Source organism: Burkholderia sp. Bp8992, assembly GCF_003853705.1.
Classification (GTDB): domain Bacteria; phylum Pseudomonadota; class Gammaproteobacteria; order Burkholderiales; family Burkholderiaceae; genus Burkholderia.
The window spans coordinates 110,096-133,764 of record NZ_QTQI01000014.1 but is presented as its reverse complement, the minus strand read 5'-3'; the positions used below and the strand labels follow the sequence as shown (position 1 = coordinate 133,764).

At 68.0% G+C, this 23,669-nt stretch carries 22 protein-coding genes; 9 read left to right on the top strand and 13 right to left on the bottom strand.

The features are described 5' to 3' along the window. Positions 1-27: 27 nt before the first annotated feature. The 3 genes from DIE03_RS21230 to DIE03_RS21220 form a co-directional block, all read right to left on the bottom strand. Complete coding sequence (locus DIE03_RS21230; protein ID WP_124453725.1) at positions 28-816, bottom strand: hypothetical protein; 789 nt, start codon at positions 814-816, stop codon at positions 28-30. 255 nt (positions 817-1,071) lie between these two features. After that, positions 1,072-2,046: a LysR family transcriptional regulator gene (locus tag DIE03_RS21225; RefSeq protein ID WP_124453723.1), complete on the bottom strand. Its 975-nt coding sequence runs from the start codon at positions 2,044-2,046 to the stop codon at positions 1,072-1,074. Between the two features lie 175 nt (positions 2,047-2,221). Further along, positions 2,222-3,196: a GlxA family transcriptional regulator gene (locus DIE03_RS21220; protein WP_124453721.1), complete on the bottom strand. Its 975-nt coding sequence runs from the start codon at positions 3,194-3,196 to the stop codon at positions 2,222-2,224. Between the two features lie 117 nt (positions 3,197-3,313). On the opposite strand from DIE03_RS21220, the gene DIE03_RS21215 reads away from it, so the two are divergent. Beyond that, positions 3,314-3,997 (top strand): DJ-1/PfpI family protein, encoded by a 684-nt coding sequence (locus DIE03_RS21215; protein ID WP_124453719.1) that lies wholly within the window; start codon positions 3,314-3,316, stop codon positions 3,995-3,997. A gap of 59 nt (positions 3,998-4,056) precedes the next feature. Beyond that, complete coding sequence (locus DIE03_RS21210) at positions 4,057-4,368, top strand: cupin (protein ID WP_124453717.1); 312 nt, start codon at positions 4,057-4,059, stop codon at positions 4,366-4,368. A gap of 46 nt (positions 4,369-4,414) precedes the next feature. Here the strand turns inward: DIE03_RS21210 and DIE03_RS21205 are convergent, their stop codons facing one another. The 4 genes from DIE03_RS21205 to DIE03_RS21190 all read right to left on the bottom strand — a co-directional run bounded on the left by DIE03_RS21205 (position 4,415) and on the right by DIE03_RS21190 (position 8,990). Then, positions 4,415-4,699: a PAAR domain-containing protein gene (locus tag DIE03_RS21205; protein WP_124453715.1), complete on the bottom strand. Its 285-nt coding sequence runs from the start codon at positions 4,697-4,699 to the stop codon at positions 4,415-4,417. Between the two features lie 143 nt (positions 4,700-4,842). After that, positions 4,843-6,045 carry a porin gene (locus DIE03_RS21200; protein WP_124453713.1) on the bottom strand — a complete coding sequence of 401 codons (1,203 nt, stop codon included), beginning with the start codon at positions 6,043-6,045 and terminating at the stop codon, positions 4,843-4,845. Between the two features lie 92 nt (positions 6,046-6,137). Beyond that, a complete protein-coding gene (locus tag DIE03_RS21195) occupies positions 6,138-7,634 on the bottom strand; it encodes an amidase (protein WP_124453712.1) in 1,497 nt (498 codons plus the stop codon). A 39-nt stretch (positions 7,635-7,673) separates the two neighbouring features. Then, a complete protein-coding gene (locus DIE03_RS21190; protein ID WP_124453710.1) occupies positions 7,674-8,990 on the bottom strand; it encodes an MFS transporter in 1,317 nt (438 codons plus the stop codon). A gap of 199 nt (positions 8,991-9,189) precedes the next feature. On the opposite strand from DIE03_RS21190, the gene DIE03_RS21185 reads away from it, so the two are divergent. Next, positions 9,190-10,107, top strand: coding sequence for a LysR substrate-binding domain-containing protein (locus DIE03_RS21185; RefSeq protein WP_124453707.1), 918 nt, complete (start codon positions 9,190-9,192; stop codon positions 10,105-10,107). A gap of 9 nt (positions 10,108-10,116) precedes the next feature. On the opposite strand, the gene DIE03_RS21180 is transcribed toward DIE03_RS21185, so the two are convergent. After that, the gene (locus DIE03_RS21180) at positions 10,117-10,509 is read right to left on the bottom strand and encodes an MAPEG family protein (protein ID WP_124453705.1); all 393 of its coding nucleotides are present in this window, start codon (positions 10,507-10,509) and stop codon (positions 10,117-10,119) included. A gap of 418 nt (positions 10,510-10,927) precedes the next feature. Between DIE03_RS21180 and DIE03_RS21175 the strand changes: the two genes are divergently transcribed. Beyond that, positions 10,928-14,035: a transglycosylase domain-containing protein gene (locus tag DIE03_RS21175; RefSeq protein WP_124453704.1), complete on the top strand. Its 3,108-nt coding sequence runs from the start codon at positions 10,928-10,930 to the stop codon at positions 14,033-14,035. A 34-nt stretch (positions 14,036-14,069) separates the two neighbouring features. Here DIE03_RS21175 and DIE03_RS21170 read toward each other — a convergent pair whose 3' ends face one another. After that, positions 14,070-14,417 carry a GFA family protein gene (locus tag DIE03_RS21170; RefSeq protein ID WP_124453701.1) on the bottom strand — a complete coding sequence of 116 codons (348 nt, stop codon included), beginning with the start codon at positions 14,415-14,417 and terminating at the stop codon, positions 14,070-14,072. 152 nt (positions 14,418-14,569) lie between these two features. Between DIE03_RS21170 and DIE03_RS21165 the strand changes: the two genes are divergently transcribed. Beyond that, on the top strand, positions 14,570-14,815 hold the full coding sequence (locus DIE03_RS21165; RefSeq protein WP_124453699.1) for a DUF1272 domain-containing protein: 246 nt from the start codon (positions 14,570-14,572) through the stop codon (positions 14,813-14,815). 27 nt (positions 14,816-14,842) lie between these two features. Here DIE03_RS21165 and DIE03_RS21160 read toward each other — a convergent pair whose 3' ends face one another. Beyond that, positions 14,843-15,547: a FadR/GntR family transcriptional regulator gene (locus DIE03_RS21160; protein ID WP_124453697.1), complete on the bottom strand. Its 705-nt coding sequence runs from the start codon at positions 15,545-15,547 to the stop codon at positions 14,843-14,845. A 134-nt stretch (positions 15,548-15,681) separates the two neighbouring features. Between DIE03_RS21160 and dgoD the strand changes: the two genes are divergently transcribed. Beyond that, positions 15,682-16,830, top strand: coding sequence for a galactonate dehydratase (gene dgoD, locus DIE03_RS21155; RefSeq protein ID WP_124453696.1), 1,149 nt, complete (start codon positions 15,682-15,684; stop codon positions 16,828-16,830). A gap of 147 nt (positions 16,831-16,977) precedes the next feature. Here the strand turns inward: dgoD and DIE03_RS21150 are convergent, their stop codons facing one another. Continuing rightward, on the bottom strand, positions 16,978-17,910 hold the full coding sequence (locus DIE03_RS21150; protein ID WP_124453694.1) for a CopD family protein: 933 nt from the start codon (positions 17,908-17,910) through the stop codon (positions 16,978-16,980). 378 nt (positions 17,911-18,288) lie between these two features. On the opposite strand from DIE03_RS21150, the gene DIE03_RS21145 reads away from it, so the two are divergent. From DIE03_RS21145 to DIE03_RS21135, 3 genes are all read left to right on the top strand, one after another. Continuing rightward, on the top strand, positions 18,289-19,053 hold the full coding sequence (locus DIE03_RS21145; RefSeq protein ID WP_124453691.1) for a c-type cytochrome: 765 nt from the start codon (positions 18,289-18,291) through the stop codon (positions 19,051-19,053). Positions 19,054-19,072: 19 nt separating this feature from the next. After that, positions 19,073-20,371 carry a cytochrome c gene (locus tag DIE03_RS21140; RefSeq protein WP_124453689.1) on the top strand — a complete coding sequence of 433 codons (1,299 nt, stop codon included), beginning with the start codon at positions 19,073-19,075 and terminating at the stop codon, positions 20,369-20,371. 128 nt (positions 20,372-20,499) lie between these two features. Then, the gene (locus DIE03_RS21135) at positions 20,500-21,957 is read left to right on the top strand and encodes a DEAD/DEAH box helicase (RefSeq protein WP_124453688.1); all 1,458 of its coding nucleotides are present in this window, start codon (positions 20,500-20,502) and stop codon (positions 21,955-21,957) included. On the opposite strand, the gene DIE03_RS21130 is transcribed toward DIE03_RS21135, so the two are convergent. Next, on the bottom strand, positions 21,951-22,457 hold the full coding sequence (locus DIE03_RS21130; protein ID WP_124453686.1) for a hypothetical protein: 507 nt from the start codon (positions 22,455-22,457) through the stop codon (positions 21,951-21,953). The two genes, DIE03_RS21135 and DIE03_RS21130, sit on opposite strands and share 7 nt — an antisense overlap. Before the next feature lie 70 nt (positions 22,458-22,527). Further along, a complete protein-coding gene (locus DIE03_RS21125; RefSeq protein ID WP_034189104.1) occupies positions 22,528-23,355 on the bottom strand; it encodes a ferritin-like domain-containing protein in 828 nt (275 codons plus the stop codon). Positions 23,356-23,669 lie beyond the last annotated feature (314 nt).

Sequence of the window (23,669 nt, the reverse complement as noted above, 5' to 3'; positions counted from 1 at the left end):
CGGTCCCGCTACCGTCACCCGACCCGCTCACTTCTGCTGAACCGGTTCATAGACGCTGTCGATACGCTGATATCGGTAGGAAATCGTCTTGAACTCAGGATCGTAAAGTTGCTGATACGCGCCGTCGCAAGCTTTATCCAGTTTCACCGAGTAGCTCGGTGGCCATGCGGCAATGGGCTGACACCTGAAATCGTCGGCATTGGCGCCGTCCTTCTTGAATCGCAGGACCATCAGGCTTTCCTGGATTTCCTGTGCCATGTCCACGTAGTACGACTGGTTGTTCAGGACCACGCCGATCGGAAAATAATCCGATTTGAGGCCTTCGGCCATTTCCGGCGCGGCCACCATGACGGCCGCCTTGCGCAGATACGCTTCAGCCGCGGCGGGATCCGACCGCATCAGGCGCCATCCCTTGTATTTGTACGCGGCAGCCACGACCGGAAGCTGGCCGGGTGTCGGGTGCTCGCCCCACCATCCGATGATCTGGTCGAGACTACGCGCGAACAGCTGCTGATACTCGTCCGATTTTGATTGCGTCACGCGCAACGGCACTCGACAGTTCACCACGCATTGCGCGACGATCGGTGGATCTCCCGCGTTCCACCGCTTCCAGGTATCTTCCTCACGCGCATTCTGCCGGTGCTCGTCAATGGCGTTGGACACCAGTGCGACGGGCGCGACAGCGACGATGGCCGCGCCCCACGCAACCGTGCACGACGTCGAATGACTGCTGGCAAACAGATTGCGGCAATCGCTCGAACACGCACCGAGCGCCAGCGCGCACGTAACGTACGCCAGGCATCGGACGATCATCATGGGCCTCGACATCGCTTCCCCGCTAATCATTAATCGTTTTTTTTACACCGACATCCGCCTTGTCGGGGCTATCCGCCGGATGCGAAAAGCCGGTGCGTGAATTTAACGAATCAGTCGGTCAAAAGATAACTGTCGGGTCTGTCAGGGACTCGGCCATCCACAGCCGGACCGCGTGGCGGCGGCATTTGACGAGGCAACCTGAACGGCGGCCGAGCGCGGCGCGTCGATGCGCGGCGTGACGCAACATAGCCCGCCTTACGCCGCTACCGCCCCCCTCTGCACCTCCACCGCCTGCGCCCCCACCTTCCCCCGCCAGTTCTCCCCGCCCTCCAGCGCCGGCGTCGACTCGAACACCTCAGCGACCCAGTCGGCGAACACGCGCACCTTCTGCGACAAATGCCGGTTGTGCGGATAAACGATCGAAATCGGCTTCGGCTTCGGATTGCAGTCCGGCAGCACCTCGACCAGCGAGCCGTCGAGCAGGTTCGGCAGCACCATGAACAGCGTCGGCTGGATCATCCCGAACCCTTCGAGCCCGCACGTCACGTAGGCATCCGAATCGTTGACCGTGACGCTGCCGTTCATCCGCACCTCGAACGGCTTGCCGTCGATCATGAACACCCACGGAATCGCCCGTGCACCGTGGCTCGCACGGAAATTCACCGCATGGTGATCGGCGAGATCGGCGATTTCGTGCGGCTCGCCGTGACGCGCGAGGTAATCGGGCGACGCGCAGGTCACGCGCTTCAGCATCCCGATGCGCCGCGCGACCATCGACGAATCCTCGAGCGGCCCGACGCGGATCATGCAGTCGATGCCCTCCTCGACCGGATCCACGTAGCGGTCGGACAGCCCCAGCTCGAGCGTGATGTCCGGATAGCGCTGCCGGAAAATCGACAGCGACGGCAACACGATGCGCCGCCCGAGCGAACTCGGCATGTGGACGCGCAGCACGCCGGTCGGCTTGCGGTTGCCGGTCTGGAAGCTCGCGTCGGCCTCCGCGATCTCCGAGATGATCTTCATGCAATGCTCGTAGTACGCGGCGCCCTCCGGCGTCAGCGACAGTCGGCGCGTCGTCCGGTGCATCAGGCGCACGCCGAGCAGCGCCTCGAGATTCTGGATGATGGTCGTCACCGATGCGCGCGGCATCGCGAGCGTATCGGCCGCGCGTGTGAAGCTGTTCGCGTCGACCACACGGGTAAAAACTTCCATTGCCTGGATTCGGTCCATGCTGCTTCCCCCTTCCAATCGCCAACGGAACAGAATAGAGCGCGCGACGGGCGCGGCACAAGCCCCTGCCTATTGTTATCCGATCCTGAATAGTTGCAGTGTTTCGGACTGGAAATCGACTGTTTTTCGTTCAGTTCACGACGTCGACCGCACCGGCCCGATCCCGCCCCGCGCGTCACCGCACGAACCGCTCGCGATAACCCTGCGGCGACACGCCCAGCACGCGCACGAAACTGCGCCGCAGCGTCTCCTCCGAACCGAAGCCGCAGCGCGCGGCGATCCGCTTGACGGGCCACGCCGTTTCGCCGAGCAGGCGCTGCGCGGCCTCGATGCGGATCTGCTCGACCGCGCGCGCGGGCGTGCGGCCCGTCCCCGCACGATAGTGGCGCACGAAGCTGCGCTCGCTCATGCTGACGCGCTCGGCCAGCGCAGGCACCGACAGGTCGGCCGTCAGGTGCTCGGCCATCCACGCATGCAGGTCGCCGAACCGGTCGTCGGTGCGCTGCATCGACAGCATCGCGCTGAACTGCGCCTGTCCGCCCGGACGCTTCAGGAACACGACGAGTTCGCGCGCGACGTCGAGCGCGGTCGCGCGCCCGAGATCCTCCTCGACCAGCGCGAGCGCGAGATCGATGCCGGCCGTGACGCCGGCCGACGTCCACAGCGCGCCTTCGCGGATGAAGATCGGGTCGGGCTCGACGCGCACGTTCGGGTAGCGCGCCGCGAATTCGTCGCAGCGCGCCCAGTGCGTGACCGCGCGCCGCCCGTCGAGCAGCCCGGCCTCGGCGAGCAGGAATGCGCCGGTGCAGACCGACGCCACGCGCCGCGCGCGCCCGGCCTGCTGCCGCACCCAGCGCACCAGCCGCGCATCCTTCGACGCGGCGTGCACGCCCTTGCCGCCGGCGACGATCAGCGTATCGGGACGACGCGCGGCCGAGCGCAGCGACTCGGCCATCACGACGAGGCCCGACGACGTCTCGACGGGCCCTGCCTCGACTGCCACGACGCGCGGCGCATACGGCGCCGGCTGCCCGCGCTCCAGCGCAAGCTCGTTGACGGACGCGAACACCTGAAGCGGCCCCGACACGTCGAGCAGTTGCGCACGCGGGAACGCGAGGACCAGGATCGAACGCGGAGCATCGGCAGGCATGGCGATTGGCTGAAAACGTGGGTGATATGGCAATTTCGCCAAACACTACGCGCCTAGAATCGATCTGTCCATCCCGTGCCGGCAACGGCGCGCTCCCCTTCCACTCGGAGTCCTCGCATGACCCTGCACATCGGCCTTCTCGTGTTTCCGGGCGTCCAGCAACTCGATCTCACCGGCCCGCACGACGTCCTCGCGTCGCTGCCCGACGCAACCGTCCATCTGGTCTGGAAGTCGCGCGACGCCGTCGCGTCGAGCAGCGGCCTTGCACTCACGCCGACCTGCACGTTCGACGACTGCCCGCCGCTCGACGTGATCTGCATTCCGGGCGGAATCGGGATCAACGACGTGCTGCTCGACGCCGAAACGATCGCGTTCGTGCGGCAACGCGCAGCCGCCGCACGCTATGTGACGTCGGTCTGCACGGGTGCGCTGCTGCTCGGCGTGGCCGGCCTGCTGCGCGGGCGGCGCGCGACGACGCACTGGGCGTTCCACGCACTGCTCGAACCGTTGGGTGCGGTGCCCGTGCGCGAACGCGTCGTGCGCGACGGCAACCTGATCACCGGCGGCGGCGTGACGGCCGGCATCGACTTCGCGCTGACGATCGCCGCCGAACTGGCAGGCGATGAAGAAGCGCAGGCGATCCAGCTGCAACTCGAATACGCGCCCGCGCCGCCGTTCGCCGCCGGCTCGCCCGACACGGCGCCGGCAGCGGTCGTGAAGCGCGTCACCGAACGGTCGGCGGCCGGTTTCGCGAAGCGCAAGACGATCGTCGAGCAGGCGCTGCGCGCGACGGCGCGCTGAATGCGGATACGAAGAACGTGACGGAAGGACGGCGCGCGTTCGCGCGGGAGAACAGATCGATGAAGATTGTCCGGAGTGCGGACTTCACGGCGAATCGCGCGTGGGGCGCGCTCGATATCGCGAACCTGAACGGCATCACGGTCCGGTTGCACTGGACCGACGCGCCCTATCGATGGCACGTGAACGACGGCGAAGAGGTGTTCGCGGTACTCGACGGCCGCGTCGAGATGCGCTACCGCGAAGCCGGCGTCGAGCACGCGACCGTGCTCGATACGGGCGACGTCTTCCACGCGACGGTCGGCACCGAGCATGTCGCGCATCCGCTCGGCGAAGCGCGCATCCTCGTGATCGAGACGGCAGGCAGCGTCTGACGGCGGGCACCCGCCGTGCGCCGAAGACGCACGGCGGAAGCGGGTTTCAGCTCGTGATCGTCCCCGTACCCTGGGACGGAATCAGTTTCGGCTGCGGCGTGCAGACGCACTGGCACAGGTCATGCTCGAGCGCGACGACCTTGCCCATCACGGTCATCGTCCGCTCGCCGCCGTCCGACACGATCACGCCCGTCGTCTTGCAGGCGGCGCAGAACACCGGTGCGCCGAGATAGGCGAGTTCGCGTCCGTCGAACGACGAGTTGGCGATCCCCTCGAGCACCACGCCGCCGTGGTCGGTCGTGTCGCCCTTCAATATGAATTTGCGGCTCATGTGTCGGTTCTTCCCTCGGAAACGCCGCGCTGCGCGGCACTCGGCCGCGCACGGGCAATCGGAATCCGCCCGTCGGTCGCGGGCGTTCCGCGAGCATATCACCGCTCGCGGCCGCCGCTTGCCGATCGCCGCCGCCGCGCCCGTCAGAACTTGTGCCGGATGCCGATCCGCGCCTCGAACTGGCGGTCGTTCGCGGACGCGCCGGGGCCGTTGATCGCGGCGACCGCCGCGCGCCCCGTCGAATCGGTGCCCGATGCGCGCTGAAAGACGGCCGTCGCATACACGTCGGTGCGCTTCGACAGGAAATAGTCGAGCCCGGCCGCGACCTGGTGGTACGTCGCGCCGCCTCGGCCGTTCACGCCGCCGCCGCGCGTGTAGTCGTACGCAACGCCACCGAACAGGTAGGGCGTGAACTGGTAGCGCACGCTGGCCTCGACGTTGTTGAACACCGCGTTGCCGGACACGCCGCCCGGGTTCGGCCCGGACGACAGGTCGCCGAGCCGGCGAAACGACGTGTTCGTATACATCGCGCCGAGCGTCACCGCGCCGAGCGCGTAGGTGCCGCCCGCCGCCGCGACCTGCAGCGTGCGCGCCGACGCATAGCCGGAATACACGGGCGACAGCATGTTGTTGCCGGGCACGCCGCCGACGACCGGCGCGGGGCTGCCGGTCGTGCCGAAGAACGACACGTTCGGGTTGCGGGCATTCAGGTAGCCGGCCGCGACCACGAGCGGCCCGCGCGTGTAGCCGGCCGTCATCGACCACACCTGGTTGCGCGTCGCCGCGCCCGCGATGCCGCCCACGCCATACATGGCCGCGAAACGGAATCCGCCGTAGTCGTTGCTCGTGAACTTGATCGCGTTGTTGGTCGAGTTCGCGTTGTTCACATTGTCGAGATCGCCGGGGTGCGCAACCATGTAGCCGCCGAACTGCGCGGCGGCCTCGAGCGGCCCGAGGAAGTCGACGTTGGTATCGTACTGGCGCCCGAGCGTGACGGTGCCGAACGGCCCCGACAGCCCCACGAACGCCTTCTTGCCGAAGATCAATCCGCCCTGCCCGAGCTTGCCGGTGCTCGGGTCGAAGCCGTTCTCGAGCGTGAAGACGGCCGCCAGCCCGCCGCCGAGATCCTCGACGCCGCGCAGCCCCCAGCGGCTCGCCTGCTGCACGCCGCCGAGCATCCGCCACGCCGGCTTGCCGCTCGCGGTGCCGTTCGGGCCGGCGACCGCGAGGTTGCTCGTGTAGGTCAGCCCTTCGTCGATAATGCCGTACAGCGTCACGCTGCTCTGTGCGTGCGCCGCACCCGCGATCAGCGCGACGCCCGCGCCTGCCAACAGCCGTTTGTTCATCGGAAGGTCTCCATTGCGCGGGTCGAATGGCCAAACGCAGGCGTGCGCGTCCCCCGCAGGCGCGCGGCCTGCTCCGGTGCGAACCGGAACGGTCAGCGGTGAATCGGGGAAGACGGCTGGCGCAGCGCGTCGGCGACGACGGCCGGCGGGGCCCAGCGGCGGCCGGCCGCGATTTCGTACGCATGGCCGAACTGCAGCACGCCCCAGTCGTCGCGGTAGCGGCCGACGATCTGCATGCCGATCGGCAAACCGGTCGCGCCGAAGCCGCACGGCACTGACAGGACCGGCGCCTCGGTCGACGACAGGTACCAGCACACGCGCATCCAGTCGATGTACGACGTGCTCGCGGCGCCCTGCACGTGCGCAGGCGAACGCAGGTCGACGTCGAACGGCATCACCTGCGTGGTCGGCAGCACATAGAACGCGTAGCGCTGCATGAACGCGCGCATCCGCTCGAACAGCCGCGTCTTGCGCACGAACATGCGGCCGAGATCGGCGGCCGTCAGCGAGCGATGCAGCCGGTATTCATCGTGAATCTCGGGCTTCAGCGTCGCACGCCGCGCATCGTCGAACCCGTCGACCAGCGTGCCGATCGTCCAGGCGCGCTCGATGCGGAACACGTCCTCCGCGTCGGACAGGTCGGGATCGTCGAATTCGACTTCGCAACCGAGCGACGCAAACACGCGCGCTTGCGCCTCGACCGCGCGACTGATCTCCGGATCGACCGGCACGCCGGGCAGGCCGCGCGACATCGCGATGCGCGTGCCGCGGAAGTCGCGTTCGAGCGGCTGCGCGAAGCGCGCGCCCGGTTCCGCGAGTTCGGTCGCGGTCTCGCCGCTCGGCCCGGCGATCGCCGCAAGCAACAGTGCGGTATCGGCCACGTCGCGCGCCATCGGCCCGTCGACGCCGAGCGTCGTCCAGCCGTTCAGGTCCGGCGCGCGCGGCACGCGGCCCGGCGACGGCCGCAATCCGACGACGTTGTTCCACGCGGCCGGGTTGCGCAGCGAGCCGCCCATGTCGCTGCCGCACGCGAGCGGATTCATCCCGCACGCGAGCGCGGCCGCCGCGCCGCCGCTGCTGCCGCCCGCGGAGCGCGTCAGGTCCCACGGGTTGCGCGTCGCACCGAACACGTCGTTGAACGTATGCGACCCGGCGCCGAATTCGGGCGTGTTCGACTTGCCGATCATCAGCGCGCCGGCGCTCGCGCAGCGGCGCACGACGAGCGCGTCATGCAGCGGCACGTGATCGGCGAACGACGGCGAACCGTACGTCGTGCGCACGCCGCGCGTCGCGGTGAGATCCTTCTGCGACACCGGCAGCCCGTGCAGCGGGCCCTGCCATTCGCCGCGCATCCAGCGGGCGTCGATGTCGCGCGCGCGGGCCCGCAGCACGTCGGGATCGACGACGGTCACGAGCGCGTTCACGCACGGGTTGACCGCCGCGATCCGCGCGAGATGCGCGTCGAGCAGGTCGCACGCGCTGATCTGCCGCGTCTTCAGCAGGTCGAGCATCGTGCGGGCGGACAGGTCGCACAGGTCGCCGGCCGTGACGTCGGCGGGCGGGGACGAAAGCGAAGCGATGGCGGTCATACGATTCGGGGCGAAGAGGAAAGAAGGAAGCGGCGGCGGTCATGCATCGTGTTCGCTGCGATCCGTTGCGAACGCGAGCGCGACGAGCGACAGCACGCCGCAGGCGATCACGTACCATGCGGGCGCCGCCGGATTGCCGGTCGCGCCGATCAGCCACGTGACGATGAACTGCGCGAAGCCGCCGAAGATCGACACGCCGCCCGCATACGCGATCGACAGCGCGGTGGCACGCGTGCTCTTCGGGAACAGCTCGGCGAGGATCACGCCGTTCGCGCCGGCGTTGATCGAGTGCAGCGCGGCGAGCAGCATCACGACCGCATACATCGTCGCGATCGACGGCACCGCGCGAATCAGCCAGAAGCCCGGCAGGATCAGCACGGTCAGTGCGATGCGCGACCACAGCGCGACACGCTTGCTGCCGATGCGATCCGACAGCCGCCCGCCGATCGGCGCGGCGACGAACATCACGGCGCCGGACAGGATCCCGCACCACAGCGCCGTATCCATCGGCAGGTGCAGCACCTTGATCGCATACGTCGACATGTAGTACAGAACGATGAAATGCGCGGCCGTGCCGCCGACCACGAGGCCGAGCGCTGTCAGCACGGCGCCGCCGTCGCGCCGCAGCACGGTGCCGAGCACCGCCGACGAACGCCGTGCGGCCGCGGCCGGCGCGTGCTGCTCGATCGCGCTGAAGCGTGCGCGCAGGTAGAGGCCGATCGGTGCGATCAGCACGCCCAGCAGGAACGGCACGCGCCAGCCCCACGCTTCGAGCGACGCGGTATCGAGGCAATACGACAGCAGGAAGCCGACGAACGAACCGGCCAGCGCGGCGGCGCCCTGGCTCGCGAACTGCCAGCTCGTGTAGTAGCCGCGTTCGCCGGCCGGCGCGCGCTCGGCGAGCAGCGACGTCGACACGCCGACCTCGCCGCCGGCCGAAAAGCCCTGCAGCAGCCGCGCGACGACGACCAGCACCGGCGCCGCGACGCCGATCTGCGCATAGGTCGGCAGCACGCCGATCATCCCGGTGCCGATTGCCATCGTGACGAGCGTGAGGTTCATCGCGGGCACGCGGCCGAAGCGGTCGGCGACGAGCCCGATCACGACGCCGCCGACCGGCCGCGCGATGAAGCCGACGCCGAAGGTCGCGACCGACATCAGCAACTGCTGCTGCGCCGAGACCGCGGGAAAGAACAGTTTGCCGAGCAGCACCGCGAAGAAACTGAACACGGTGAGATCGAAGAATTCGAGGCCGTTGCCGATGGTGATCGCGACAATCAGCTGACGATTGGACGGGGATGCGGCAGCGTCGCCGACATGCCCGCCGAACATGCTGTCCGCTCGGGGCGCCTTCATGAAGGTGTGTCTCCGTACTGGTTATGCGTGTCGTGTGCACGGCCCGTTCGACGGCCTGCGCATGCAGTCTAGGCATTCAAAATACGCAGCCCGGAGCGACATTTTTCGATCGTGATAACGCACGGTTATCGCGTGCTTTCCACGCGGCGGCGCGGTGTAGGATACGAACGTCGCCACTGCCGCCGCGCCCCGCCTCGCCGTGAAACACCACCAGCTCCGGGCGCTTGCCGCCATCGCCGAACACGGCAGCCTGCGCGCGGCCGCGCGCGCGATCCACCTGTCGCAGCCCGCGCTGACGAAGGCGATCCGCGAACTCGAACTCGATCTCGGCGTGCCGCTCGTCACGCGCAATGCGCGCGGTGCGCAGCTCACGCGTTTCGGCCAGGCCGTCTATGCACGCGCACGGCTGATCCTCGCGGAGATGCAGCACGCGCGCGACGACGTGATCCAGCTGTCGGGCGGCAAGGAAGGCGCGCTCGCGTGCGCGCTGACGCCGCTGATGTCGCTCGGCTTCCTGCCGGCCGCGCTCGACGCGTTCCGCCAGCGGATGCCGACGATCCGCCTCGACGTGCGCGAAGGGTTTCTCGACACCGCGCTGCCGCGGCTGCGCGACGGCTCGCTCGACTTCGTGATCGCGATCGTCGACGCGGCGCGGCTGTCGCCGGAATTCACGTTCCGGCCGCTGCTCGAATCGGAACTGATCCTGATGACGCGCGCGAGCAATCCGCTGCGCCACTGCACGTCGCTCGCGCAGCTGCAGGACGCGCAATGGATCCTCAACACGTCGCCGGAAAGCATCGGCCGGCTGCTGCAGGACGTGTTCGTCGCGCACGGCTATCCGGCGCCGCAACCGATCGTCGAATGCACGTCGTTCAGCGCGGCGTTTTCGCTGTCGGTGCACACCGACACCGTGTCGTGCGTGCCGAAGAGCTTCATGGAAGTCGACTGGATTCGCGAGCGGATGGTCGCGATCGAGGTGGAAGAAACGATTCCGGCCGTATCGGTCGGCGTGCTCACGCGCCGCGATGCGCTGAACACGATTGCCTGCGACTACCTGATCCACTGCTTCGTCGAAGCCGTGCGCCGGCACGCTCGCGAGACGCTGCCGGGGCGATAGCGGCGCCGCTCAGACGACCAGCGCGATGCACAGCGCGGCACCGCACAGATAGGTGCCGAGCGCACCGATGAAACGCGCGGGATTGGGGTTGGCCATCGTCGGCCACGCGAGCAATCCCATGACCAGCAGGCAGCGGCACGTGGTGGCCGCGACGATCAGCGCGAGGATCGCGTGCGACGGATCGTGTGCGCCGAAATAGAGAAACAGCACCGCGAGAAACGGCGCGTATTCGGCCGTATTGCCATGCGCACGCACGAGCTTGTGCAGCCCGTTCGTCGGGTCGGGCGCGCACCCGGATTCGGTGGCCTGCCGAAAGCGCGTGACTGACACGACGAGCCCGAGCCCGAACAGCAGCAGCCCGAGGATGGCCGTGCACACGAGTGCGACGGGATGGATCGTCATGGGACTCAGGGCGTAAGCGGACACGCGCCGCACATCCGGCGATCGTACTCGCCGCCGGCGCGCGCGGCTATCGCGGAAACCCGTAGCGGCGCCGTACGACGCCTCCTTTCGCGAACGCGTTCCGGCCCGAATTGCACCGATTCCGCAGCGCACGAAATCCGTGCATCGTCCGTCGGCCCGACCGCGCGGGCCTGTCCGACGCCGCCCCGGTCACGCGCAAGTCGCCGCGCGACACGCGCAAACGTTAAGCAGTGCCGGCACGCACCATCGCGGCGCAACGCCGATCGCCACGCATCACAGGCACGCGCGTTGCGTCGGCGCATCTCGGTAGTCGACGTCCTTGGCAGCACGCTGCGGAGGACTACACTAATCCTTAATGGGGTGCGGCCGGAGCCCGCGCCTTCAGGGAGACGCCGCCATGAATCGGCCGCTGAATCGTATCCTGCCGCGCGTGACCGGGCTCGCATCGGTCTGGACGTGGGTCAAGTGGTCCTTGCTCGCCGCGCTGCTGATCGCGGTGGCGATCGTTGCGCGGCTCGTGCAGACCGAGATCGAAACGTCCCGGCTGCAGGCGCACTACCTGTCCGAGCTCACCCGCGACGTCGGCTACACGATCGAAACGGGCCCGAGCGATCACATCCGCTTCCCCGCGAACGGCCCGTACGACCAGCGCCTCGGCTATGCGATGCTGCCGGCATTCCAGGAGCGGCTGCTCGCGCGCGGCTTCGTCGTCGGCAAGCAGGCGCGCGATTCGCAGCGAATGCTGTCGCTCGGCGATCGCGGGTTGTTCCTCCCTTTTGAAGAGAAGGATCAGGCCGGCCTGATGCTGTTCGATTCGACCGGCGCACCGCTGTTCGCGACCGTGTTCCCGCAGCGCGTGTACGCCGACTTCGACTCGGTGCCGCGCGTGGTCGCCGATTCGCTGCTGTTCATCGAGGATCGCTACCTGCTCGATGCGAACGCACCGAACCGCAACCCGGCGATCGACTGGGGACGCTTCGGCCGCGCGCTCGCCGACCAGGCGCTGCACGTCGTCAACCGTCACCAGGCGCGCCCGGGCGGCAGCACGCTCGCGACGCAGATCGAGAAGTTCCGCCATTCACCCGAAGGCCGCACCGCGACGCCCCCCGAGAAGCTGCGGCAGATCGCGTCGGCGTCGGTGCGCGCGTACCTGAACGGCCCGCAGACGATGCTCGCGCGCCGCACGATCGTCGTGCGCTACCTGAACTCGGTGCCGCTCGCCGCGCGGCCGCACATCGGCGAAATCACCGGCATCGGCGACGGTCTCGCCGCGTGGTACGGCCGCGACTTCAACGACGTGAACCGGATCCTGTCCGCGCCGACGACCGGCGACAACGTCGACGAACAGGGCAAGACGTTCCGCGAGGTGCTGTCGCTGGTCATCGCGCAGCGCGCGCCGTCGTACTTCCTCAACCGCGGCTATCCGGCGCTGCAGAAGCTGACCGACAGCTACCTGCGGCTGCTGTCGAACGGCGGCGTGATCTCGCCCGCGCTGCGCGATGCCGCGCTCGCCGCGCAGATCGAGCGCAGCGCGCCGCCGGCCGCCGCGCGCGTGCAGTCGTTCGTGTCGCGCAAGGCCGTGACGTCCGCGCGCGCGTCGCTGCTGTCGGCGCTCGGCATCAGCGACCTGTACCAGCTCGACCAGCTCGACCTGCAGGCGACGAGCACGCTCGACAACGGCGTGCAGCAGGCCGTCGCCGAACGGCTCGCGCAGGCGTCGACACGCGACGGCGCGCAGGCCGCCGGCCTGTACGGCTACGAGATGCTCGCGCCGAAGGACGACCCGTCGCACCTCACGTACAGCTTCACGCTGTACGAACACCGCAACGGCGCGAACCTGCTGCGCGTGCAGACCGACAGCGTGAACCAGCCGTTCGACGTGAACCGCGGCGGCCGCATCAACCTCGGGTCGACCGCGAAACTGCGCACGCTGATCACGTACCTGCAGATCGTGTCCGACCTGCATGCGCGCTATGCGAACCTGTCGAATGCGGCGCTCGCGCGCGTGAAGCCCGACCCGATCGACGGGCTGTCGCGCTGGGCGCTCGACTACCTGTCGCATACGCGCGACCGCTCGCTGCAGGCGATGCTCGACGCGGCCGTCGAGCGCAAGTACTCGGCGAGCCCCGACGTGTTCTACACGGGCGGCGGCGCGCAAGTGTTCTCGAACTTCGAGAAGTCGGACAACCGCCGCATCCTGACGCTGCACGCAGCGTTCGAGCATTCGGTCAACCTCGTGTTCGTGCGGCTGATGCGCGACATCGTCCACTACGAGACGCTGCAGGCAGCCGGCCCGTCGTCGTCGTGGCTGGGCGATCCCGAGCAGCGCCAGCGCTACCTGCAGCAGTTCGTCGACGGCGAAAGCCAGGTCTACGTGAAGCGCTACTACACGCGCTACGCGGGCAAGGCGCCCGACGACGCGCTCGCGCTGATGCTGAAGGACGTGCGCAAGTCGCCGCCGAAGATCGCGACGGTGCTGCGCAGCGTCGCGCCGAACGAATCGCTCGCGTGGTTCGATGCGCAGATGCGCGCGCAGCTGAAAGGCACGCCGGCCGCGACGCTGTCCGACGACGATCTCGCCGCGCTCTACGCGAAGTACGCGATCGACCGCTTCAACCTCAACGACCGCGGCTACATCGCGAGCGTGCATCCGCTCGCGCTGTGGACGCTCAACTACCTGCGCGCGCATCCGGCGGCGTCGCTCGCCGAGGTCCAGCGCGACAGCCAAGATGCGCGTTTCTACACGTACTCGTGGCTGTACAAGACGCGCTACCACGCGACGCAGGACCGGCGCATCCGTCGCATGGTCGAGCTGCGCGCGTACGCGGAGATCACGAAATCATGGCGCGCGCTCGGCTACCCGTTCGCGGAAGTCACGCCGTCCTACGCGGCCGCGATCGGCGCATCGGGCGACCAGCCCGACGCGCTCGCGAAACTGATCGGCCTGATCGCGAACGGCGGCCAGAAGGCGCCGACCGAGACGATCACGCGGCTCGACTTCGCGAAGGGCACGCCATACGAAACGCGCTTCGTGCGCGCGGCCGCGCAGCCGCAGCCGATGTTGTCGCCGGAGATCGTCAACGTGGCGCACACGCTGCTGCGCGACGTCGTGCTCAACGGCACCGCGCGCCGCCTCGCGGGCGGCCTCACGCTGCCCGACGGCAAGACGCTCGCGGTGTACGGCAAGACGGGGACGGGCGACCAGCGCTTCAACGTCTACGCGCGCGGCGCGCGGCTGATCGAGTCGCGCAAGGTCAACCGCAGCGGCACGTTCGTGTTCGTGATCGGCGACCGGTTCTTCGGGGTCCTGACGGCAACTGCGCACGAACCGTACGCGGCCCGCTACGACTTCACGAGCGCGATGGCCGTGCAGTTGCTGAAGTCGATGGCGCCGGCGCTCGCACCGCTGATCGAACGCCCGGCCGACGCCGGCACGCGCACGGCGGGCCCGGCACCGCAAGCGGAAACGCCTGCGCCGGACGCGGCGTCGGCACAACCGTCCTGACCGCGGCGCGACCGTTCGCGGCCCGGTGAGCCGCTCAGTGCGAGCGGCCGTCGTAGTGCGTGACGGGCAGCGCGTCGAGGTCGACATCCTCGAGACAGCGGACGTTGATCGCCGCCATCGCGGTGCCGTCCGGATGCACGCCCTCGCCGAAAACGTGGATCCCGCAGCGCTTGCAGAAGCGATGCTTGATCACGTGCTTGTTGAACATGTAGGTCGCGAGATTCTCTTCGGGTGTCAGCAGCTTCATGTGGTCGCGCGGCACGAACCACATCAGCGCGCCCTTGCGCTGGCAGATCGAGCAGTTGCAGGCCATCACGCCCTGCAGGTCGCCTTCCGCCTCGAACGTCACGTCTGAGCAGTGACAGCTTCCGCGATACAGCATGGTCGTCTCCCGGTGCGGCCCGTGCGCGTCGACGGGTATCCGGGCGGACACCGTTGGCGAGGCCGATCCAAACGCGTACAGTAGCGCTCGCATGCGCCGCACGCAATGTCCGGCGGCGCGCATCCCGACCCTCTCCGACCAGGAACATCGTCATGCTCGAACTGCGCCCCGCCTGTGAATGCTGCGACAAGGACCTGCCGCCCGATTCGGCGGAAGCACGCATCTGCACCTTCGAGTGCACGTTCTGCGCGACCTGCGCCGACGACGTGCTGAAGGGCCGCTGCCCGAACTGCGGCGGCGACCTGGTCGCGCGCCCTCACCGGCCGGCGAGCCTGCTCGCGAAGTACCCGCCGTCGACGGAACGCATCGTCAAGCCGGGCGGCTGCGCGAACGCGTGACGGCGCTTCGCCGGCCGCCCCCTTCCGTCACGACATCTCGATCCGCGCGCGCGTCACGGCGAGCAGCGTCGCCATCGCGCGGCGCGCGCCGTCCTCGTCGCGCGCGCGGATCGCGTCGCTGACGGCCACGTGCTCGGCGAGCGACGCGTTGTAGACGTCGGCCCGGCGCGCGTTCAGATGCAACTGCGCTTCGAGCGTGCGGTCGATCAGCGTGCCGAGCGGCACCAGCAGCTCGTTGCCGCCGGCCTCGAGCACGCTCAGGTGAAAGCGGAGGTCGGCACGCACCCATTCGTCGACGTTGCGCGCAGCGGCCATCGCGCGCGCCGCGCCGTCGATCGCGTCGCACGCTTCGGGCGTGTGCGTGCGCGCGGCCAGCGCGGCCGCGTACGGTTCGATCATCTCGCGCATTTCCTGCAGCTTCAGCGCAAACGCGAGCGGCGGCGCGACGCGCGCATACCAGTCGAGCAGGTCGGCATCGAGCAGGTTCCACGCGCGGCGCGGCCGCACGCGCGTGCCGACCTTCGGCCGCGACTCGACGAGCCCTTTCGACGTCAGCGTTCGCAGCGCCTCGCGCATCACCGTGCGGCTCACGCCGTACATCTCCATCAGGTCGGGCTCCCGCGGCAGCAGCGATTCGGGCGGATAGTCGCCGCGCAGGATCGCCGTCGCCAGCCGGAAGGCCGTCTGTCCATGCAGGTCGCGTTGAATGATGATTCTCCGTTGATCCGGCAGGCCGGCTGCCCACTATCTGCACAATAATGCTATTAATACTATTTTTTATCGGGCTACGCTAGGATAACCGTGAAAGCACGCGACCGTGCGCCGCGCCCGAGCGGCCGCGCCGGTCAACCATGGAGACTCGCGTCATGAAAATCACCCGCCTCGAAACCTTCGTCGTCCCGCCGCGCTGGCTGTTCCTCAAGATCGAAACCGACGAGGGCATCGTCGGCTGGGGCGAGCCGATCGTCGAAGGCCGCGCGCACACGGTCGAGGCCGCCGTGCAGGAACTGGCCGACTATCTCGTCGGCCGCGACCCGCTGCTGATCGAGGATCACTGGCAGGTGATGTACCGCGCGGGCTTCTACCGCGGCGGCCCGATCATGATGAGCGCGATCGCCGGCGTCGACCAGGCGCTGTGGGACATCAAGGGCAAGCATCACGGCGTGCCCGTGCACGCGCTGCTGGGCGGCCAGGTGCGCGATCGCATCAAGGTGTATTCGTGGATCGGCGGCGACCGGCCGAGCGATGTCGCGAACAATGCGCGCGCGGTCGTCGAGCGCGGCTTCAAGGCCGTGAAGATGAACGGCTCCGAGGAGCTGCAGATCGTCGATACCTACGACAAGGTCGAGCAGGTGATCGCGAACGTCTCGGCCGTGCGCGAGGCGGTGGGCCCGCACGTCGGGATCGGCGTCGACTTCCACGGCCGCGTGCACAAGCCGATGGCGAAGGTGCTCGCGAAGGAGCTCGATCCGTACAAGCTGATGTTCATCGAGGAACCGGTGCTGTCGGAGAACGCCGAGGCGCTGCGCGACATCGTCAACCAGACCAGCACGCCGATCGCGCTCGGCGAACGGCTGTACTCGCGCTGGGACTTCAAGCACATCCTCGCGGGCGGCTACGTGGACATCATCCAGCCCGACGCGTCGCACGCGGGCGGCATCACCGAGTGCCGCAAGATCGCGACGCTCGCGGAAAGCTACGACGTCGCGCTCGCGCTGCACTGCCCGCTTGGGCCCATCGCGCTCGCCGCGTGCCTGCAGCTCGATGCGGTCAGCTACAACGCGTTCATCCAGGAGCAGAGCCTCGGCATCCACTACAACCAGGGCAACGACCTGCTCGACTACCTGCGCAACCCCGAGGTGTTCCGCTACGAGGACGGCTTCGTCGCGATCCCGCAGGGCCCTGGGCTCGGCATCGACGTGAACGAGGAGAAGGTGCGCGAGATGGCGAAGACCGGCCACCGCTGGCGCAACCCGGTGTGGCGCCACGCGGACGGCAGCGTCGCCGAATGGTGATGAAGGGACGAGACGAGCCGGAAGGCGCGACGATCACGCCGCGCACCGGCTTCGACACGGCCGCCCGGCAGGCGGCCGTTTTCGCTTCTGCGCTTCGCCGCGCGTCGACAGGGAGCGTCGCTACCCTGCCCCGCGCGACGCCCTCGGTCAGCCGAGCGCCGCGAACCCCGGCACGCTGAACGACAGCACGGCTGCCGCGACGAACACGCCGATCATCGTCATCCCTTCGAGATGCAGGATGTTGCGGAACGTGTGCGCGTCTTCGGTCGACGCGGTGCGGCGCAGGCGCGGCAGCGCCGAGAAGCGGTTCAGGCCGCCGAGCACGAGCGCGAGCGCGACGAGCAGCAGCTTCAGCAACAGCACGCGCCCCCACGTGCTGCCGTCGAGCGGCGCGAGCGAGCCGCCGAGCCCGCGGATCGCGTTGAGCACGCCCGTGCCGAGCACGAACACGACCGCGACGATCGACGTGCGCGACAGGTGCTGGCCGATGCGGATCAGCGCGCCGCGCGCGACCGACGAACCGAGCGCCGGCAGCACCGCGAGCCCGCCCGCGAGGACGAGGCCGCCCCACACCGCCGTGGCGAGCAGGTGCAGCGTCTGGATGCCGACCGCCGCGGACAGCGCGCCCGTATCGGCCGCGTGGCCGAGCGAGGCCTTGCCGGCCGCGACCACGATCACCGCGAGCCACAGCACGGCGTGCGCGACCGGGCCGTCCGGTTTCGCGAGCGCGACGATCGCGAGCACGAGGGCGCCGGCGAACGCGACGCTCCATGCAAAGCCCGTGTGCGTCTGCATCAGCATGGTCGGAATCGCGGCGAACGCGCCGCCGAGGCCCGTGCCGCTCATCGTCGCGGCCTCGTAGACGAGCCAGCCGAGATCCGCGAGCACCAGCGCCAGCGCCGCCGCGACCAGCGAATGTTGCGCACGCAGCCATGCCGGATGCGACGGCGCGATGACCGGCCGCGCGCCGTCCTTGCCGAGCCACGCCTTGAGCAGCGCCGAGCCGACCGCCATCGCGAACGCAGCGTCCATCAGCGCCGCGAGCGCGACCTGACCGATCCACAAGCTGTCGAACTTCATCGCGCGGCCCCTCCCGACAGCGACGGGCCGGCAGGGCGGCGGCAACGGGACGGACAGCGTGAGGCAGGCAACGGCACGGTAGAAAACGTCATCGATGAATCCGGAAACGGGAGAAATGACTGGACCAGCGGCGGAGGCGGCGCCGCGCGACCCGCGAGTGTACGGTCTTCGATGGTGAAAACGCACGCCGGTTCACACTGCAGCGCCGCAATGCGCGTCAAATTGTCGCAAGTCGTAAACAGGCAGGAACCGATGTCCTTTTGCCAAATAGCCGTCATTACCCATCGATGATAGAATGCCGCGTCGCAGCAGCCCGGCTGTCCTGCCGTCCATGCGCCGAGCCGATCGTAGCCCGGACAAGGTCCCCGACGAATAAACATGGAGTCTCGTGTGTCTTCAAGACGCCTCTTCCGTCCGCTGCTCGCCGTTCTGATGATCGGCGGCGCGGGCCTTATGAGCGCTGCCCAAGCGCAGACCAAGCCCACGGAGCAAGCGCACGCCCAGCAGGCGCCGCTCAAGGCACCCGATACGATGGCCGAGCGCGTGCGCGGCTGTACCGCATGTCACGGCGTCCACGGCCAGGGCACGGACAACGATTACTTCCCGCGTCTTGCCGGCAAGCCGGCCGAGTACCTGTACAACCAGCTCGTCAACTTCCGTGACGGCCGGCGCAAGTACCCGCCGATGAACTACCTGCTGACGTACCTGAACGACGACTACCTGCGCGAAATCGCCGAGCACTTCTCGGCCGAACGTCCGCCGTATCCGACGCCGGCGAAGCCGACGCTGCCGGCCGCGACGCTCGCACGCGGCAAGCAGCTCGTCACGCAGGGCGACCCGTCGCGCAAGCTGCCGGCCTGCGTGGCCTGCCACGGCGCCGGGCTGACCGGCATGCAGCCGGCGATCCCGGGCCTCGTCGGCCTGCACGCCGATTACCTGAGCGCGCAGCTCGGCGCGTGGCGCTCGGGCAACCGCCACGCGAAGGCACCGGATTGCATGCACGACATCGCCGCGAAGCTTTCCGACGAAGACGTGACGGCCGTGACCGCATGGCTCGCCGCGCAACCGGCGCCCGCCAACCCCGTGCCGGCCCCGGCGCGTTCGATGAAGACTCCGCTCGCCTGCGGCAGCGAACCGCAATAAGGCAAGGGAGACAGACACAATGAAACGCAAGTCCCTGTTTGCACTCTCGGCTGCCGCGATCGTCGCGGCCGCTGCCCTCGTGCCGGTCCTGTGGCCGGGCAACGACACGCTGCACGGCGCTTCCGCCGTCGCGGCCACGCCGGCCGACCAGGCCGCGCTGATCAAGAAGGGCGAATATCTCGCGCGCGTCGGCGACTGTATCGCGTGTCACACCGTGCGCGGCGGCAAGTCGTTCGCGGGCGGCCTGCCGATGGCGACGCCGTTCGGCACGATGTACACGCCGAACATCACACCGGACGACCAGAACGGTATCGGCAAGTGGACGTCGGACGACTTCTACCGCGCGATGCACACCGGTCGCTCAAAGGACGGCAGCCTGCTCTACCCGGGCTTCCCGTTCGCGAGCTACACGAAGGTCACGCGCTCGGATTCGGACGCGATCTACGCGTACCTGCGCTCGGTCGCACCTGTGTCGGTGCCGAGCCGTCCGCACGAACTGAAGTTCCCGTTCAACAACCGCAACCTGCTGATCGGCTGGCGCACGCTGTTCTTCAAGGAAGGCGAGTACAAGCCGGATCCGACGAAGTCGGTCGAATGGAACCGCGGTGCGTACCTCGTCGAAGGCCTCGGCCACTGCTCGATGTGCCACACGTCGATCAACATGATGGGCGGCCCGGTGAGCTCGTCGGCGTTTGCCGGCGGCCTGATCCCGCTGCAGAACTGGTATGCGCCGTCGCTGACGAACGACAAGGAACTCGGCCTCGGCGACTGGCACGTGCAGGAGCTGTCCGACCTGCTGCAGGCCGGCGTGTCGCAGAAGGGTGCGGTGTTCGGCCCGATGGCGGACGTGGTCCACAACAGCCTGCAGTACATGACCGACGAAGATACGCGCGCGATGTCGACGTACCTGAAGTCGATCCCGCAGAAGGCTGAAGCGCCGAAGAACATGCAGTACGAGCCGTCGAAGCAGTTCGGCAACGCGCTGTTCGACCAGGGCAAGAAGATCTACGCGGACAACTGCGCGACCTGCCACGCCGAAACCGGCGCCGGCAAGCCGCCTGCTTATCCGCCGCTCGCGGGCAACCACTCGATCATGATGGAATCGGCAGTCAACCCGATCCGCATGGTGCTGAACGGTGGCTATCCGCCGAGCACGTTCAAGAATCCGCGTCCGTACGGGATGCCGCCGTTCGCACAGTCGCTGTCGAACCAGGAAGTGGCGGCGGTGGTCACGTATATCCGGATGTCGTGGGGTAACAACGGTACGCCGATCTCGCCGCAACAGGTGAGCGACCTGCGTTCCGCGCCGCTCGACTAAGAAGCGGCTGACACAAACGGGGCGCGGCTGCGGGAAACCGCGGCCGCGCCCTTTTGCATTTGTGCGATGCAGGTTTTCCGCGCGGGCCGCGCGACGCGTCGCCATCATAAAACTCAAGAGTGGTATCTATGTCTTTCGAATCTCTCGGCTTGGCCGAACCGCTGGTCAAGGCGGTCAACGAGCTCGGCTACACGTCGCCGACTCCGATCCAGCAGCAGGCGATCCCTGCCGTCCTCGGCGGCGGCGACCTGCTCGCCGGCGCGCAAACGGGCACCGGCAAGACCGCCGGCTTCACGCTGCCGATCCTGCAACGCCTGCACACGTTCTACGCGGACAATCGCGGTGCGAAGCGCGCGGTGCGCGCGCTGATCCTCACGCCGACGCGCGAACTCGCCGCGCAGGTCGAGGAAAGCGTCCGTGCGTACAGCAAATACCTGAAGCTGCGCTCGACCGTGATGTTCGGCGGCGTCAGCATCAATCCGCAGATCGATGCGCTCAAGCGCGGCGTCGACATCGTCGTCGCGACGCCGGGCCGCCTGCTCGACCACATGCAGCAGAAGACCATCGACCTGTCGGATCTCGACATCCTCGTGCTCGACGAAGCCGACCGGATGCTCGACATGGGCTTCATCCACGACATCAAGCGCGTGCTCGCGAAGCTGCCGCCGGACCGCCAGAACCTGCTGTTCTCGGCCACCTTCTCCGACGAGATCAAGGCGCTCGCGGACAGCCTGCTCGACTCGCCCGCGCTGATCGAGGTCGCTCGCCGCAACACGACCGCCGAAAGCGTCGCGCAGAAGATCCACCCGGTCGACCGCGATCGCAAGCGCGAGCTGCTCACGCACCTGATCCGCGAACACAACTGGTTCCAGGTGCTCGTGTTCACGCGCACCAAGCACGGCGCGAACCGGCTCGCCGAGCAGTTGACGAAGGACGGCATCAGCGCGATGGCGATCCACGGCAACAAGAGCCAGTCGGCCCGCACGCGCGCGCTGGCCGAGTTCAAGAACAGCACGCTGCAGGTGCTCGTCGCGACCGATATCGCCGCGCGCGGGATCGACATCGACCAGTTGCCGCACGTCGTCAACTTCGACCTGCCGAACGTCCCCGAGGATTACGTGCACCGGATCGGCCGCACGGGCCGCGCGGGCGCGACCGGCGAAGCCGTGTCGCTCGTGTGCGTCGACGAGAAGCAGCTGCTGCGCGACATCGAGCGGCTGATCAAGCGCGAGATCCCGCAGGAAGTGATCGCGGGCTTCGAACCCGATCCGCACGCGAAGCCGGAGCCGATCCAGCAGCGCCGCGGCCAGCAACAGCCGCGCGGTGGTGGCGGCGGCGGTGGTGGCGGCAATCGCCAGCCGCGTGCAGGCGGCTCAGGCCAGCCGGCCGCGAAACGCGAAGGCAACGCGCAACCGAAGGCCTCGCAGCAGAAGGCTGCGAAGCCGCGCACGCAAGGCGGTGCCGGTGCCGGCGGCAATGGCGGCGGACGTCCGGCGGGCGGCGGCAACAGCGCTCGCCCGGCGAACGGCAATGCCGCGCACCCGAACCGCAATCGTTCGTCGCGCAGCGGCCAGCGCGGTCACTGAAGCCGCGCGGCGGCGTGCCGCAGGTGCTCGACCTGGCGTTGCCAGCGTGCGAGCACCGCGGCGCGATCCCCTTCCAGCGTGAACGTGACACCCGTCGCGAGACGCGCATAGCCGACCCGCTGCGCATCGCCCTGCGCAATCGTCGCTGCGAATCCGGCGAGGCCGCCGAAGTCTCCTTCGAGCGGCGTCATCCGCAATTGCGCCTGAAGGAACGCGCCGTCCGCGACGAGCGTCAACGCGGCCGTGCGCCGTTGCGCGAGCGCGCGCGCCGCGCGCGACTGCGGCCATAGCGCGATCAGCAACGTATGCGCATCGCGCGCATAGATCTCGCCGACACCGAGCAGCGTCGTGCGCAGCTGGCCGTCGTCGGTCGCGACGATCAGCGAGGCGGCGATGTCGGCATGGCGCTCGAGCGCGGTGCCGTCGAACAGCGCGACGACGGCTGGCGGCCACGCGTCGAACGTCCATTGTTCGAGTGCGTGGCGATGGGTATCGGTCATGATGGCGTGGCCCTGGTGCGGATCGGATGAAGATGCACCAGCATACGCGCGACGGGCCGTGCCGACGCGATCAGCGCAGGAAAACGTGCCGCGTGATCTTCGTGAGCGGATAGTGGACGCCCGGCTGGATCTTCGCGGGCAGATCGAGCGGCTTGAGCAGCATCTTCACGCACATGTCGGCCGACAGGTTGCGCCGAACGAGCGAATTGATGCGCGCCGCGCGTTCGCGGTTGTATTGATTGTCGCCGACGCGATCGGGATAGCGGATCGCGAACACGTGGCGCAGCGCGATCTCGGAATCCTCGTTCTTGATTTCCATCACGCGGCGCGCCAGCGCGCCGAGCACCGCGAGCCGGCCGTTGCCTTCGACCTGGTTGTACTTCTTGAAGAACTTGAAGAAGTGCTTGTAGTGACGCACTTCGTCGGTGCGGATGTTGTCGGTGATTTCCTTCAGCACGGGCTCGTCCGAGCATTCGTTGATCGCGCGATACAGCGTGGCCGTGCCCGTCTCGACGACGCAGCGCGCGACCATCTCGAGCGCGCGCGTCTTCTCGAACGCCTCGACCGAGCAGGTCTTCGAATACTCGGCGAAGAAATTCGCGAACGCGGTATCCCAGTCGAACTCGGGCCACACGTGCGCGATGTATGCCTTCAGCGCGCGGCCGTGCTGCAATTCTTCGTGCTCCCATGCATTGTTGAGCCATGCGGAGACTTCCGGATCGTCATTGAAGAACGTGCTCAGATTGCTCGTATAGAGATCCGAGCCGCTTTCGATGAACGACGACGCGCACAGCAACAGCAACAGATCCTCGTTCGCGGCGGCACGCTGACGATCGATCCGGTTCAGGTCGATGTCCTCGATACGCCACGGCATGACATGCGTCGTTTTAGTGTCCATGGTGGTGCGCTCCCAGTCGTCGCGCGGGGGCCGGCTCATGCCTTCGGCACGGGCGCCAGTCTTCCCGCAGGCGGCGTTTTACGTCGTTTATAGTGAATTGGTCCGGCCGAACCATCCAGCCATCTTAGCCGGACTTTGGTGTTCGTGCTCCAGAGCACTGACCATACCCGACAGGCGCAGTTCCACGGCGTCTGTTGCCGTTCGTTAGACGAGTCCTTCAAACCGCCTGCACCGGCTCGACGGCAAGTATCGCGCCAAACGAAACGGGCGGCCGAACGGCCGCCCGTGAAACGCACGAACTGCAAGCGAAAGCC

Coding starts and splice junctions, on each gene's coding strand:
- DIE03_RS21145 (WP_124453691.1), top strand. CDS start 18,289: ATGGAGTCTCGTGTGTCTTCAAGACGCCTCTTCCGTCCGCTGCTCGCC.
- DIE03_RS21150 (WP_124453694.1), bottom strand. CDS start 17,910: ATGAAGTTCGACAGCTTGTGGATCGGTCAGGTCGCGCTCGCGGCGCTG.
- DIE03_RS21230 (WP_124453725.1), bottom strand. CDS start 816: ATGATGATCGTCCGATGCCTGGCGTACGTTACGTGCGCGCTGGCGCTC.
- DIE03_RS21210 (WP_124453717.1), top strand. CDS start 4,057: ATGAAGATTGTCCGGAGTGCGGACTTCACGGCGAATCGCGCGTGGGGC.
- DIE03_RS21180 (WP_124453705.1), bottom strand. CDS start 10,509: ATGACGATCCATCCCGTCGCACTCGTGTGCACGGCCATCCTCGGGCTG.
- DIE03_RS21165 (WP_124453699.1), top strand. CDS start 14,570: ATGCTCGAACTGCGCCCCGCCTGTGAATGCTGCGACAAGGACCTGCCG.
- DIE03_RS21215 (WP_124453719.1), top strand. CDS start 3,314: ATGACCCTGCACATCGGCCTTCTCGTGTTTCCGGGCGTCCAGCAACTC.
- DIE03_RS21200 (WP_124453713.1), bottom strand. CDS start 6,045: ATGAACAAACGGCTGTTGGCAGGCGCGGGCGTCGCGCTGATCGCGGGT.
- DIE03_RS21225 (WP_124453723.1), bottom strand. CDS start 2,046: ATGGACCGAATCCAGGCAATGGAAGTTTTTACCCGTGTGGTCGACGCG.
- DIE03_RS21135 (WP_124453688.1), top strand. CDS start 20,500: ATGTCTTTCGAATCTCTCGGCTTGGCCGAACCGCTGGTCAAGGCGGTC.
- DIE03_RS21190 (WP_124453710.1), bottom strand. CDS start 8,990: ATGAAGGCGCCCCGAGCGGACAGCATGTTCGGCGGGCATGTCGGCGAC.
- DIE03_RS21175 (WP_124453704.1), top strand. CDS start 10,928: ATGAATCGGCCGCTGAATCGTATCCTGCCGCGCGTGACCGGGCTCGCA.
- dgoD (WP_124453696.1), top strand. CDS start 15,682: ATGAAAATCACCCGCCTCGAAACCTTCGTCGTCCCGCCGCGCTGGCTG.
- DIE03_RS21195 (WP_124453712.1), bottom strand. CDS start 7,634: ATGACCGCCATCGCTTCGCTTTCGTCCCCGCCCGCCGACGTCACGGCC.
- DIE03_RS21220 (WP_124453721.1), bottom strand. CDS start 3,196: ATGCCTGCCGATGCTCCGCGTTCGATCCTGGTCCTCGCGTTCCCGCGT.
- DIE03_RS21140 (WP_124453689.1), top strand. CDS start 19,073: ATGAAACGCAAGTCCCTGTTTGCACTCTCGGCTGCCGCGATCGTCGCG.
- DIE03_RS21130 (WP_124453686.1), bottom strand. CDS start 22,457: ATGACCGATACCCATCGCCACGCACTCGAACAATGGACGTTCGACGCG.
- DIE03_RS21170 (WP_124453701.1), bottom strand. CDS start 14,417: ATGCTGTATCGCGGAAGCTGTCACTGCTCAGACGTGACGTTCGAGGCG.
- DIE03_RS21205 (WP_124453715.1), bottom strand. CDS start 4,699: ATGAGCCGCAAATTCATATTGAAGGGCGACACGACCGACCACGGCGGC.
- DIE03_RS21125 (WP_034189104.1), bottom strand. CDS start 23,355: ATGGACACTAAAACGACGCATGTCATGCCGTGGCGTATCGAGGACATC.